Genomic DNA, 12,202 nt, shown 5'->3' with positions numbered 1-12,202 from the left:
CGAGTGCGCCATGCCGTGGTGACGTCCGCGTGAAACCGGAGCTAACTCACGCGAGCCAGTCGGCGAAGGACCGGCCGGTCAGCAGCTCGTAGGCCTCGACGTAGCGCTCGCGGGTGGCCTCGACGACCTCGTCGGGCAGCGGGGGCGGCGGGGTGTCCGAGTGCCGGTCCCAGCCGGACGCGTCCGAGGTCAGCCAGTCGCGCACGTACTGCTTGTCGAACGACGGCTGCACCCGGCCCGGCGCGTAGCCCTCGGCGGGCCAGTAGCGCGACGAGTCGGGCGTGAAGACCTCGTCGGCGAGGATCAGCTCGCCCTGCTTGTCCAGCCCGAACTCGAACTTGGTGTCGGCGAGGATCAGGCCGCGCGTCTTGGCGTACGCGCGCGCTTCGCTGTACAGCTCGATGGTGCGGTCACGCAGCTTCGTGGCCAGCTCGACACCGTGCTTGGCGGCGATGACGTCGAACGACACGTTCTCGTCGTGCTGCCCGATCTCCGCCTTGGACGCCGGCGTGAAGATCGGCGGGTCCAGCTCGTCGGCCTCGACCAGGCCCTCCGGCAGCTCGATCCCGCACACCGCGCCGGTCTGCCGGTAGTCGGCCATGCCGGAGCCGGTGAGGTACCCGCGCGCCACGCACTCGACGTCGACCATGGCCAGCTTGCGCACCAGCAACGCCCGTCCGCGCACCTCGGCGGGAATCCGCGGGTCGTCGGCGGCGACCAGGTGGTTCGGGCCGAGCCGCTCGAACCAGAACACGCTCATCGCGGTGAGCACGCGGCCCTTGTCCGGGATCGCGGTGCTCAGGACGTGGTCGTAGGCCGAGATCCGGTCGGACGCGACGAACAGCAGCAGCTCGTCGTCGACGTCGTACAGGTCGCGGACCTTGCCCCTGGCGACGTGCTGGTAGTCAGCGAGCGTTGGCACGCCGGTCAGCCTAGCCGGGCGGGTCGGCCGGCTTCCGGCCACCGCACCACTACAGATCGGGCGTCCGGCCATTTAAGGTGCACCCCGTGCTCACCCGAAAGGCCCTGTTGATCCCGGCAACCGCCAGTGCGGGACTGCTCGTCGTGCTCGCCGTCGCGGGGTGGGGCGGCGACTCCGGTCCGCAGTCGTCCGCACCGGCCCCCGGTCTGGGCGCGAGCACGACCCAGCAGGTCAGCCTCGTGCCGACGCCCGAGCTCGCCGAGATCACGGTCAAGACCACGACCACGACGACCACCACCACGACGACCACGACCACCACGCGCAGGCCGGCGCCGCCGCCCGTGCAGCCGCCGCCACCCGCGCCGGTGGTCACCACGACGGAGCCGCCGCAGCGGGGTCTCCTCGTGAACGAAGGCGCGCGCTGTGCTCCCGAGGGTGCCGGCGGTGTCGACCTGCGCGGGCAGGCGCTCGTGTGCCGCAAGGACGACCGGCGGGCCGACCGCCTCCGCTGGCAGCAGGCCTAGGCCGGGGAAGCCGGAGGGGCCGGAGGGGCCGGAGGGGCCCACTCCAGGACGTCGACCTCGTCGCCGACGGCGAGCGATCCCGCGCGGACGACGGCCGCCTTCATCCCGAAGGTCACGCCGCCGTCCGGGTCGCGCCGGTAGGAGGCGAGCGTGCGGATCGGCTCCGGGCCCGCGCGCAGACCGGTGTCCTGGTCGACCAGCGGCACCGAGCAGCGCACGCAGTCCTTGGCGTAGCCCAGCTCCACGTCGCCGATGACCGCGCGCCGCACCCGGTCCTCGGTGTGCGGCTCCGGCCAGCCGGAGATCACCACGTTGGGGCGGAAGCGGTCCATCGGCACCGGTTCGCCGCCGCGGTCCAGGACGCGTTCGTTCAGGCCGTCCAAAGAGGACAGCGACAGCACCAGCAGCGGGTGCGCGTCCGCGTAGCCCACCAGGCCCTCGGTCTGCCCGCCCGACTCCCTGCGCACGTCCTGCGGCATCCGCACCAGCCGGACCGCCTGACCGAGCACGTCGGAGAAGTACGCGGCGGCGTCGTCGCCCTGGTCGACGCCGAAGCCGTCCCACTTGTGCACCACGACCGGGATGCGCGGCCCGTCGGCGACCACCGGGAACGACTCACCGCCGACCCGCAGCGCCGAGTCCACGAGGGACGGTCGCAGTGCGGCGAGCGCGGGCGTGTTCCGCTGCGACAGGAACACGCCGTCCTCGGCCGACACCAGCATCATCATCCGGTCGTCGCGCAGCCCGGTGAGGTCCACGGCGGACGACGTGACGGCGACGCCGCCGCACCCCTTGACCGGGTAGGCGAACAGCCCGGACACGATCACAGGATCGGCTCCGGCTCGTACGCCGGGTACTTCTCGACGACCGCGGCCACCTGCTCGACGACCGCGGCGACCTGCGCCGACGCCACGCCGGTGAACGACAGCCGGTCCGCGAGCAGCGCGTCCAGGGCCGCGCGGTCGAGCGGCAGGCGCTCGTCGGCGGCGAGGCGGTCCAGCAGGTCGTTCTGCGCCAGGCCCTCCTCGCGCATCGCGAGCGCCACGGCGACGGCGTTCTCCTTGATGGCCTCGTGCGCGGTCTCCCGGCCGACACCCGCGCGCACGGCCGCCATCAGCACCTTCGTCGTGCCGAGGAACGGCAGGTAGCGGTCCAGCTCACGGGCGACGACGGCCGGGTACGCGCCGAACTCGTCCAGCACGGTCAGGAACGTCTCCAGCAGCCCGTCGAACGCGAAGAACGCGTCGGGCAGCGCCACCCTGCGCACGACCGAGCAGGACACGTCGCCCTCGTTCCACTGGTCGCCCGCGAGCTCGCCGACCATCGACAGGTAGCCGCGCAGGATCACCGCGAAGCCGTTCACGCGTTCGCACGACCGGGTGTTCATCTTGTGCGGCATGGCGCTGGACCCGACCTGGCCGGGCTTGAAGCCCTCGGTCACCAGCTCGTGGCCCGCCATCAGCCGGATGGTCTTCGCGAGCGACGACGGCGCCGCCGCGAGCTGCACCAGCGTCGACACCACGTCGAAGTCCAGGGAGCGCGGGTACACCTGGCCGACCGAGGTCAGCACGCGCTCGAAGCCGAGGTGGCCCGCGATCGTGCGTTCCAGCTCGGCCAGCTTCTCACCGGAGCCGAGCAGGTCGAGCATGTCCTGCGCGGTGCCGACCGGGCCCTTGATGCCGCGCAACGGGTACCGCGAGATCAGCTCGTCGAGCCGGGAGAACGCCACCAGCAGCTCGTCGGCGGCCGTGGCGAACCGCTTGCCCAGCGTCGTGGCCTGCGCGGCGACGTTGTGCGAACGGCCGGCCATCACCAGGTCGGTGTGCTCAGCGGCCAGGCGCGCCAGCCGGCCCAGCACCGCCGCGGTCTTGCCGCGGACGAGCTCCAGCGACCGCAGCACCTGCAGCTGCTCGACGTTCTCGGTGAGGTCGCGCGAGGTCATGCCCTTGTGCACGTGCTCGTGACCGGCGAGGGCGTTGAACTCCTCGATGCGCGCCTTCACGTCGTGCCGCGTCACCCGCTCGCGGGCCGCGATCGACTCCAGGTCGACCTGCTCCAGCACGCGTTCGTAGTCGGCCACCGCGCCGTCCGGCACGTCGATGCCGGCGGCCGCCTGCGCGCGCAGGACCGCGAGCCACAGCTGGCGCTCCAGCACGATCTTGTGCTCGGCCGACCAGAGCGTCGCGAGCGACGTGGAGGCGTAGCGACCTGCGAGGACGTTGGCGATGCGCGGCTTGGTCACGCCGCCAGGTTAGTGCACGTCGGACTCACTCCCAGCGGATGCGGCCGTCGGTGAGCATCGTTGTGAGCACGTCCACAGACACCGGCAGCTGCGCCCGCAGACCGCTGCCCGTCGCCGGGTTAGTGGTGAACGCCGACAGCTTCACGGTGTAACCGCTCTCGAAGACGCGGGTGGACACGGCCCTGACGACCGTCGAGGTCCCGTCGAGGTACTCGGCCTCGAGGATCGTCGACCCGTCGTCGACGGGCATCTCCTTGCACGTGACCGCGCCGATGCACTCCAGCCGCGAGCTCTTCGGGGTGCTCGTGGTCGTGAGCAGCAACGCGGTCGGCCCGATGTCGTCGGTCAGGTACACGTAACCGCTCAGGGACGGGTCCGGCGCGGAGCCGGGCGAGGGCGGCTTCGTCGTCGAGGTGCCCTGGACCACCTGCATGCCCGGCTGGACGTAGGCGGAGACGTCGCGCAGCTCCCGGCGCACGGTCTGCAGCTTCGCCGCGAGGGCGTCGCCGATGCGCACGCTGCGGGCGTTCGGCGACTCGGTCGACGTGGGCGCGCTGCTCTCGGTGCGCCGCGCCGCGATCTGGTCGTCGTCACCGGTCTTGGGCAGCAGCCCCGGCAGTGCGAAGGCGGACACGACGATCAGGGCGGTGGCCACTCCCACGCTGACCAGTGCTCGCCTGCGACTTTTTTTCTGCTCGGCCCGCCTCATCAGGGCGTCCGGGTCGAAGTCGAGGGGCGGCTCGTCCCAGACGGCCAGCAGCATCCCCTCGCGGATCTCCTGCTCACTCACGACGCGACCCTCCCCGAACTGCTGTCGAGCTTCTCCACGATGGTGCGCAGCGTCGCGAGGCCACGCGCCGTCTGGCTCTTGACCGTTCCCTCCGAGCACCCCATGGCCACCGCCACCTCGGCGACCGAGAGGTCCTCGAAGTAACGCAGCACGAGCACCGCCCGTTGCCGTGGCGGGACCTGGAGCAACGCGGTGTGCACCAGCTCACGCGCCCACAGCTTCGCGCTGGTGTGGTCGGGGTCGACCCGCTCGTCGGCGGCGTCGGGCAGCTCCCCGTCGCGCTGCTCGGCCCTGCGCCACGGCCTGCGCTTCTCGTCCAGCCAGGTGCGCAGCAGCACCTTGCGGGCGTAGGCGATCAGGTTGTCCAGGCCCTTGATGCGCTTCCAGGCCAGGTACATCTTCATGAGGCTGGACTGCATGAGGTCCTCTGCGGTGTGCCAGTCCCCGCAGAACAGGTACGCGGTGCGGCGCAAGCTCGCGGCATTGGCTGCCGCGAACTCGCGGAAGCCCTGTTCATCGGCCTTGCGCATGCGATCCCCTCTCGCGTCCTCATCCAGGGGAACGCACCGGGGGAACGCGGGGTTGCATCACTCGTGACGCGAAAGGGCCTTTCGGAGCATTCTCGCCGCAACACCGCGTGGATCGGACTTCAGCTCGATGAACGCGTTCACCATCGTGCCGTCCACGAGCGCGATCAGCTCCTCGACCCGGTCGGCGGGCAGTGCGCGGCCGGAGCGGGCGAAGATCGCGGAGATCAGGTCCTGCAGCTCGGAGCCCATGACCCGCATCAACGGCCGCAGGTAGGGGCGGCGGCCGGTCGCGACGAGGCGTTCGTAGCGCAGCAGCATCGTCTCGGTGTCGGTGACGTCCGGGCCGACCAGCAGGTCGAGGACCAGCTGGATCAACGCGTCGTCGTCGACGGTCCCGTGCGGCAGCGCGGCCAGCTTCTCCCTGCTGCTCGCGAGCTCGGCGCGGCCGTGCAGCTCGACCGCCGCGGTCACGAGCTCGTCGAGCGAGTCGAAGTAGTACGTGGTGGACGCGAGCGGCAGACCTGCGCGTTCGGCGACCGCGCGGTGCCGGACCGCGTCGAACCCGCCCTCCACGAGCAGTTCGGCCGCGGCCTCCACGAGCGCCTGCCTGCGGCGCTCCCCCTTGGGAGTTGCTGCGGTCATAGTCGGGCCAGAGTACTGGGCGAGCGGGCGCGGCCTGGTCAGAACCGGGACGCGAGTGCGTCCGCGACCCGCGCTGCCTGCCCCTTCAGCTCGCCGTCGCCCTGCGTGAAGACGTAGAGGTCCTGGCCCTTGCCGGTCTTGACCACCGCGGTGTCGGCGCGGTCGGGTGCCGTGAACTCGCTCGGGGTGACGATGGCCGTGATCGTCAGCCCGTCGACCTTGAACGCGGCCGAGCGCGACGACGGCGCGCAGCTGACGGTCGGCGGGACGGCGTCAGCGGGTGGGACCGAAAGCTCTCCGGCGAGGGCGACGGCGAGCTCCCGGTCCACCTCCGCGCAGCCCTGCACCGCGCGTTCGCCGACACTGGGGTCGGCGCTTCCCGGCGTGGCCGTGTCCCCCTGCGTGGACACGTCACCAGGGAAGTTCTTCGTCTGCATGTTCGGCGGGTCGACCGGAGCGGACAGCGGCGATTGTGCCGAGTTGTCCCCCGCCTGGCCAGCACCGGCGACGGACTCGGCGCCTTTGTCCTGGTTCACCCAGTTCGTCCCGGCCAGGACGCCGCCGAAGCCGAGCACCACGACCAGCGCGGTCCCGCCGGCGATCGCGCTGCGCCTGCGCTGGGTGGCCCTGCGCGACGCGGTGCGGACGTCCGACACGTCGAAGGCCGCCGGTGGTGCGTCGTGCGCGGCGTCGCGGAACAGGTCCGCGAGCTTGTTCTCGTCCACCTACAGCCTCCTTCCGCTGGTCGCCGTCATGACGCCGGTCGCAGGTCGTCGATCGCGCTGCCGAGCGCTTCCCGCAGTGCGGTCAGCCCGCGGGCGGTCTGACTCTTCACAGTTCCTTCCGAGCACTTCAGCACCTCGGCGGTGGCCGTCACGTCGAGCCCTTCGAGGAACCGCAGCACGAGCACCGCCCGTTGCCGCGGCGGAACCCTGCGCAGGCCCTTCATCAGCGCCTCGCGCGTCGCGACCGTGTCGCCGACCTCGTGGTCGAGGGCCGGCGTCTCCGGCAGCTCGTCGGTGAACTTCTCGCGCCGCCACGGACGCCGTGACTCGTCGATCACCGCGCGCACTACGCTGCGCCGGACGTAGGCGTCGAGGGCCTGCTTGTCCCGGATCTTCCGCCACCTCCTGTGCAGTGCCACGAACGCGGTCTGGGCGAAGTCGTCAGCGCGGTGCCAGTCGCCGCACAGCAGGTATGCCGTTCGGCGCACGGCCTCACGGCGAGCCACGAAGTACTCCGCGAACTCCTGCTCGTCGCGCTGATCCACGCGGACTGCTCTCCGCTCGTTCCTCGAGTTGCACTGACCGGACGGAATCCGGGGGCCCCACGGTTGCACGAACCCAGGGGGAGAGCCACATCACCCCCTCGGTCGTGAGCCGGATGTGATGTGATCGGGGTCGTGACACCCATTGACCTGCGCTCGGACACCGTCACCCGCCCGGACGAGGAGATGCGCCGCGCGATGGCCGCGGCCGAGGTCGGCGACGACGTGCTCGACCACGACCCGACGATGGCCGCACTGGAGGAGCGCGTCGCCGGGCTGCTCGGCGTCGAGGCCGCGCTGTGGGTGCCGTCGGGCTCGATGGGCAACCTGATCGCGTTGTTCCTGCACCTGGACCGCGGTGACCGGTTCCTGGCCCCGCTCGGCGCGCACGTGCTGGACGCGGAGCTGGGCACGGCGGCGTGGCTGGCCGGCGGCATGCCGCACGCGTTGCACTCGATGACCCCGGAGGCCGTGGTCGCGGCGGGCGGCGGCGAGTCGCCGTACTACGGGCTGCGGTCGACCCTGCTGTGCCTGGAGAACACCCACAACGCCGCCGGTGGCGCGCTGACCCCGGTCGCCGGTCATGCCGCCCTGGTGGCGGCGGCGCGGTCGGTCGGGCTGGCCGTGCACCTGGACGGGGCGCGGCTGTGGAACGCGTCGGTGGCGCTCGGGGTGCCGTTGACGGCGCTGACCGCCGGGGTGGACACGGTGCAGGTGTGCCTGTCGAAGGGGCTGGGCGCGCCGGTCGGGTCGGTCGTGGCCGGGTCGGCGTCGTTCGTCGTCGAGGCGCGGCGGGTGCGGAAGATGCTCGGCGGCGGGGTCCGGCAGGGCGGTGTGCTGGCCGCGGCCGGGCTGGTGGCGCTGGACCGGATCGCCCGGCTGGCCGACGACCACGCGAACGCCGCTGCGCTGGCCTCCGGGCTGCGGTCGATCGGCTGGGAGGTCGCGGAACCCGCGACGAACATCGTGCTGGCGGCGGTGCCGGACCTGGACAAGACGCTGCTGTCGTTGCGGGAGGCCGGTGTGCTCGCGAGCCCGATGTCGGGCAAGGTGCGGTTCGTGACGCACGGCGACGTGACCGCAGCGGACATCACCGAGGTGCTCCGCCGGGTTCGGGAAGGTGCCTGAGATGCGCTGGGTCGTGTTCGACTTCGGTGAGGTCATCAGCCAGCGCAACCCCGGGATTCCCGGCATGGCCGCGCGGCTCGGGGTGTCCGTGGAGGCGTTCGAGGCCGTGTACTGGGACCGCGACGCCTACGACCGCGGCGGCTCCGACGCGGACTACTGGGGCCGGATCGGGTCGCGGCTGGGCGTGCCGGTGGACGTGGAGGAGCTGACGGCCCTCGACAACGCGGGCTGGCTGGCCGACCCGGTGCCGGACACCGTCGCCCTGATCGCGGACCTGGCCGCCGCGGGGGTGCCGCTCGCGTTGCTGTCGAACGCGCCGGTGACGTTCGCGCGCCTCGCGGAGGAGGAGCCGTGGACCGAGCACTTCCGGCACCTGGTCTTCTCCGGTGACCTCGGCTGCGCCAAGCCGGACGCGGTGATCTGGCAGCGGCTGAAGGACGTCGTGGGCAGCTCGGACCTGGTGTTCTACGACGACCGCCAGGTCAACGTCGACGGCGCCCTGGCCGCGGGCATCGACGCGCGGCTGTGGACGTCAGCCGCCGCTGCGCGCGTTGAGCTCCGCGCGGAGCTCGGCGATCTCGGCGCGTAGGTTCCTGAGCTCCCGCACCGTCTCCAGCTCCGCCTCCTCGACGCCGCGCAGCTTCTCGACCAGCCAGCTGGCGATCGTCCCGGTGATGACACCGAGCAACGCGATGCCGCCGATCATGAGCAGCCCGGCGACGAGCCGCCCCTCGGTCGTGACCGGGTAGCGGTCGCCATACCCGACCGTCGACATCGTGGTGAGCGTCCACCACAACGCGTCACCGAACGTCGTGATGCTCGCGTTCTCGGCGTGCCTTTCCGCGTCGAGCACGGCAAGGCTCGCGCAGAAAGCGACGATGGCCGTGACCCCCGCGACGTAAATGCTGACGCGCCGGCGGATCTTGTGCTGGAACTTCTTGTTCAACAGCGTGATGACGGTGATCAACCGCAGCACGCGCAACTGCCTGATCATCGGCAGCAACACCGCGGCGAGGTCGAACAGGTGCGTTTTCAGGAACCGCGGTTTGTCGACGGCGAGCGTGAACCTGACCGCGAACTCGACCGCGAACACCGCCCAGATCAGCCACAACACGACCTCGACCGGAACGTGCAGGAACACGTGGTCGTCGAGCACCTGGAACGCGTAAACGACGAGGAACAGCACGGCGAGCGCCGTCAACGGCCACTCCGCCTTGCGCTCCCACCGTTCCAGGCGGGCCTCGCTGGACTGCAACACCGCTCCATGGTGAATGTTGCGGCGGCATTGTTCCAGGGGCTAGCGCCGCGATTTCACCGCGCCATAAGCCACCGTGCCCACGAGGAGTAGCACTCCGATCACGGCGAGCCAGAAAAGGCCCTTCACGACGGCGCCGACGACGGCGAGGACGACCCAGATCGCGACGAGCCAGCCGATGATCGCCCACATGTGGTGTCTCCCCTGTTCTTCTGGTTGCTCTACAGCCAGGCCTTCAACCGCCTCAACGCTTCCTCGACTTCGTTCGTTGAACCCGCGAACGACATCCGCACGAAGTGGTGCCCGTCGACCGGGTCGAAGTCGATGCCCGGCACGATCGCGACCCCCGTGTCGTCCAGCAGCCTGCGGCAGAACCCCATCGAGTCGTCGGTCAGGTGCCGCACGTCCGCGTACACGTAGAACGCCCCGTCGGCCGGCGCGAGCTCCCCGATCCCGAGGCTGGTGAGCCCGTCGACCAGCAGGTCCCGGTTGACCCGGTACCGCTCCAGGTGCCCCGCGGTCTCCGCGTACGAATCCGGGTGAAACGCCTCAATCGCCGCAAACTGCGACAAAGCGGGCGGACACAGCGTGAAGTTGCCGGTCAGGCAGTCCACCGCCCGCCTGAGCCGCTCCGGCAGCAACATCCACCCCAGCCGCCACCCGGTCATCGCGAAGGCCTTCGAGAACGAGTTCACGACCACCGCGTCCCGCGACGTCTCCCACGCACACGCCAACGGCTCCCCGTAGCTGATCCCGTGGTAGATCTCGTCACTGATCAACTGCACGCCGTTGTCCGCACACCACCGCGCGATCGGCGCGATGTCGGCCACCGTCCCGGTGGGATTCGCGGGGCTGGCGACGATGACCCCCTTGAGCGCCGCAACAGCGTGCTCCGCGGCAAGCATCTCCACCGTCGGCTGGAACCGCGTCGCCGGCCCGCACGCCAACTCCACCACCGAACACCCCAACGCCCTCAGGATGTTCCGGTAAGCCGGGTACCCCGGCCGCGCCAACGCCACCCGGTCCCCGACGTCGAACGCCGCCAGGAACGCCAACGTGAACGCCCCCGACGACCCGGTCGTCACCACCACGTCCTCAGCCCCGACCGCCAAGTCGTACTGCCGCCGGTAGTGCCCGGCGATGGCGGCCCGCAACTCCAGCACCCCCAGCTGCTCGGTGTACCCCAGCGCCTGCTCTCCCAGCACACGCACCGCGGCATCCCGCACCGGCCGCGGCGCCGGACTCGACGGCTGCCCGGCGGCCAGCGACACCACGTCCCCGTGGGTGCGCTGCCGTTGCGCGGCGGCGGACAGCACGTCCATGACGTGGAACGGCGGGACGTCAGCGCGAGCAGCCACGGTCAGCATGGCGCCAGGCTAACTCGCCTGGGGGCCGGTGGGGCCTGAGACCTCGGGCGCACACCCACACATCTGCACACACGCACATCCACCACCGGGTCCAAACACCACCACCTGCGCTAGCCAGGCCTCACCGGCTGCCCCCTCCGATGGTCCCCATCAACCTCGCCGCGAGCCGCACCCGGTCGACCATTCCTCCGTTCACCTCCCGGCCGCCCTCCCCGCGTTTCCCCTTTGCGGGCGAGCGAGCGGACGAATCAGGACAAAGCCCACTCGATCGGGTGAGCACGAACGAAACCCGGCGCATTTCCGTCATGCAACACAGACGGAGATGCGCCGGGTTCCGGACAAAGCTCATCCGGTCGAGTGACGAATCAGTAGCCCTGGTACCCGCCGCCCTGGGACATCGCCTTCAGGCCGGGGTGGCCTTCGAAGCCGCCGTAGCGCGAGAACGTGTAGCGGACGCCGGCGATGATGTTGTCGACCGGGTTCCAGATGTCGTCGTGGCCGGGCAGCTTGTGGGCGTTGAACGTCGAGTCGATGCACTGCATGAGGCCCTTGGACGGGGTGCCCTTCTGCGCGTTCGAGTCCCAGAGGTTGATGGCGTGCGGGTTGCCGCTGGACTCCTTCTCGATGATCTTCCAGATCTCGTCGATGTTGTCCTCGGTGACGGGGATGCCGTTGGCCTGCAGGATCTTGATGGCCTCGCGGATCCACTCCTCGACGTTGCCGGGCGGCGGGCTGCCCGACGGCGGACCACCGCTGGGACCCATGCCACCAACACCTCCGCCGCCACCACCGCCGCCTCCGGAAGCACCACCGCCACCTCCACCGGAAGCACCGGAAGCACCACCCCCGCCACCGCCGCGGTCCTCGACGGGCGCCGGTTTCGCGTCCGAGCTGGACGTGGTCGTGCTGTCGTCCGGCGGCGGGGTCGCGGTCCACTCCACGGGCTTGCCGGGCGCGGGCGTGAAGGTCTGGGTGTTCGGGTCCTCGACGGCCGAGAACTTCGGTGCCAGCGCGCCGGGGCGGCCCTTGAGGGCGCCGGCGGCTGAGTTCAAGGAGTTTTCTGCTTGCGCGACAACGGGTTGTGCGTCGGCGACGGCTTCGGCGCAGTAGCTGCGGATGATGCTGTCGACGTCTTCCTGCGGCTGGCCGTGCAGTTGCCGGCGGACCTGGCGGGCACGGCTCAGCAGGTTCTCGCAGATGCGGCTCATGGTGCTCTTCGCCGTTTCCAACGCGTTCGCGGCCGCCTCCAGGTCGGCCGCGGCGCCGTTGAGCGCGTCCGTCATCGCGGTGCCGCACCTGGTGATGTTGCCCATGTAGGCCACGAAACCGTCGGCCGACGTGCCCTCCCAGGCGCCGTCGAGCTGGGAGACGGACCGCTGCAGCACGTTCGACTGGTCGCCGCACTTGCCGGCCGCCTGCTTCCAGCGGGTGGCGATGTCGCGCACGGCTTGCGGTTGGGCGTTCTCGACCTTGTCGGCGAGCTCGGCCAGCGGTGCGCCGCCGGGCAGGCCCGCGACCTCGTCCATCGCGCTCAC

15 protein-coding genes are annotated in these 12,202 nt (G+C 70.9%); 3 read left to right on the top strand and 12 right to left on the bottom strand.

The window, feature by feature from the left end:
- Positions 1 to 46: 46 nt before the first annotated feature.
- Positions 47 to 922: a phosphoribosylaminoimidazolesuccinocarboxamide synthase gene (locus ACZ7CF_RS15620; protein ID WP_470369838.1), complete on the bottom strand. Its 876-nt coding sequence runs from the start codon at positions 920 to 922 to the stop codon at positions 47 to 49.
- 86 nt (positions 923 to 1,008) lie between these two features.
- Between ACZ7CF_RS15620 and ACZ7CF_RS15615 the strand changes: the two genes are divergently transcribed.
- The gene (locus ACZ7CF_RS15615) at positions 1,009 to 1,446 is read left to right on the top strand and encodes a hypothetical protein (RefSeq protein WP_360394340.1); all 438 of its coding nucleotides are present in this window, start codon (positions 1,009 to 1,011) and stop codon (positions 1,444 to 1,446) included.
- On the opposite strand, the gene ACZ7CF_RS15610 is transcribed toward ACZ7CF_RS15615, so the two are convergent.
- The 7 genes from ACZ7CF_RS15610 to ACZ7CF_RS15580 are packed head-to-tail and all read right to left on the bottom strand — an operon-like array spanning position 1,443 to position 6,920.
- On the bottom strand, positions 1,443 to 2,267 hold the full coding sequence (locus tag ACZ7CF_RS15610; RefSeq protein ID WP_470369837.1) for an MOSC domain-containing protein: 825 nt from the start codon (positions 2,265 to 2,267) through the stop codon (positions 1,443 to 1,445). The two genes, ACZ7CF_RS15615 and ACZ7CF_RS15610, sit on opposite strands and share 4 nt — an antisense overlap.
- 2 nt (positions 2,268 to 2,269) lie before the next feature.
- Entirely contained in the window at positions 2,270 to 3,688 is a 1,419-nt protein-coding gene (purB, locus tag ACZ7CF_RS15605; RefSeq protein WP_360394335.1) for an adenylosuccinate lyase, read from the bottom strand.
- A gap of 25 nt (positions 3,689 to 3,713) precedes the next feature.
- Positions 3,714 to 4,478, bottom strand: coding sequence for a hypothetical protein (locus tag ACZ7CF_RS15600; protein WP_470369836.1), 765 nt, complete (start codon positions 4,476 to 4,478; stop codon positions 3,714 to 3,716).
- Positions 4,475 to 5,008 carry an RNA polymerase sigma factor gene (locus tag ACZ7CF_RS15595; RefSeq protein ID WP_360394330.1) on the bottom strand — a complete coding sequence of 178 codons (534 nt, stop codon included), beginning with the start codon at positions 5,006 to 5,008 and terminating at the stop codon, positions 4,475 to 4,477. Before ACZ7CF_RS15595 ends, ACZ7CF_RS15600 begins: the two co-directional genes overlap by 4 nt.
- Before the next feature lie 57 nt (positions 5,009 to 5,065).
- Positions 5,066 to 5,650, bottom strand: coding sequence for a TetR/AcrR family transcriptional regulator (locus tag ACZ7CF_RS15590; RefSeq protein WP_360394327.1), 585 nt, complete (start codon positions 5,648 to 5,650; stop codon positions 5,066 to 5,068).
- A gap of 38 nt (positions 5,651 to 5,688) precedes the next feature.
- A complete protein-coding gene (locus ACZ7CF_RS15585) occupies positions 5,689 to 6,375 on the bottom strand; it encodes a hypothetical protein (protein WP_470369835.1) in 687 nt (228 codons plus the stop codon).
- Positions 6,376 to 6,401: 26 nt separating this feature from the next.
- Positions 6,402 to 6,920, bottom strand: a complete 519-nt coding sequence (locus ACZ7CF_RS15580) for a SigE family RNA polymerase sigma factor (protein ID WP_458429971.1) — start codon at positions 6,918 to 6,920, stop codon at positions 6,402 to 6,404.
- Positions 6,921 to 7,103: 183 nt separating this feature from the next.
- Here ACZ7CF_RS15580 and ACZ7CF_RS15575 point away from each other — a divergent pair, with 183 nt between their 5' ends.
- Positions 7,104 to 8,045, top strand: coding sequence for a threonine aldolase family protein (locus ACZ7CF_RS15575; RefSeq protein ID WP_470369995.1), 942 nt, complete (start codon positions 7,104 to 7,106; stop codon positions 8,043 to 8,045).
- A gap of 1 nt (position 8,046) precedes the next feature.
- Positions 8,047 to 8,634, top strand: a complete 588-nt coding sequence (locus tag ACZ7CF_RS15570) for an HAD family hydrolase (protein ID WP_360394319.1) — start codon at positions 8,047 to 8,049, stop codon at positions 8,632 to 8,634.
- On the opposite strand, the gene ACZ7CF_RS15565 is transcribed toward ACZ7CF_RS15570, so the two are convergent.
- The 4 genes from ACZ7CF_RS15565 to ACZ7CF_RS15550 form a co-directional block, all read right to left on the bottom strand.
- Positions 8,578 to 9,303: a potassium channel family protein gene (locus ACZ7CF_RS15565; RefSeq protein ID WP_360394316.1), complete on the bottom strand. Its 726-nt coding sequence runs from the start codon at positions 9,301 to 9,303 to the stop codon at positions 8,578 to 8,580. The genes ACZ7CF_RS15570 and ACZ7CF_RS15565 overlap by 57 nt on opposite strands.
- A 39-nt stretch (positions 9,304 to 9,342) precedes the next feature.
- The gene (locus ACZ7CF_RS15560) at positions 9,343 to 9,492 is read right to left on the bottom strand and encodes a hypothetical protein (RefSeq protein ID WP_360394313.1); all 150 of its coding nucleotides are present in this window, start codon (positions 9,490 to 9,492) and stop codon (positions 9,343 to 9,345) included.
- 29 nt (positions 9,493 to 9,521) lie between these two features.
- On the bottom strand, positions 9,522 to 10,667 hold the full coding sequence (locus tag ACZ7CF_RS15555; RefSeq protein WP_470369834.1) for a pyridoxal phosphate-dependent aminotransferase: 1,146 nt from the start codon (positions 10,665 to 10,667) through the stop codon (positions 9,522 to 9,524).
- Between the two features lie 365 nt (positions 10,668 to 11,032).
- Positions 11,033 to 12,202, bottom strand: coding sequence for a transglycosylase SLT domain-containing protein (locus ACZ7CF_RS15550; RefSeq protein WP_470369833.1), 1,170 nt, complete (start codon positions 12,200 to 12,202; stop codon positions 11,033 to 11,035).

The sequence above is a fragment of the Lentzea sp. NPDC036955 genome (assembly GCF_055608005.1).
This window is presented reverse-complemented; position numbering and strand designations above follow the sequence as displayed.

Excerpts from the sequence above, each read along its gene's own strand:
- ACZ7CF_RS15595 (WP_360394330.1), bottom strand. The coding sequence starts at position 5,008 with ATGCGCAAGGCCGATGAACAGGGCTTCCGCGAGTTCGCGGCAGCCAAT.
- ACZ7CF_RS15590 (WP_360394327.1), bottom strand. The coding sequence starts at position 5,650 with ATGACCGCAGCAACTCCCAAGGGGGAGCGCCGCAGGCAGGCGCTCGTG.
- ACZ7CF_RS15575 (WP_470369995.1), top strand. The coding sequence starts at position 7,104 with ATGCGCCGCGCGATGGCCGCGGCCGAGGTCGGCGACGACGTGCTCGAC.
- ACZ7CF_RS15570 (WP_360394319.1), top strand. The coding sequence starts at position 8,047 with ATGCGCTGGGTCGTGTTCGACTTCGGTGAGGTCATCAGCCAGCGCAAC.
- ACZ7CF_RS15560 (WP_360394313.1), bottom strand. The coding sequence starts at position 9,492 with ATGTGGGCGATCATCGGCTGGCTCGTCGCGATCTGGGTCGTCCTCGCC.
- ACZ7CF_RS15555 (WP_470369834.1), bottom strand. The coding sequence starts at position 10,667 with ATGCTGACCGTGGCTGCTCGCGCTGACGTCCCGCCGTTCCACGTCATG.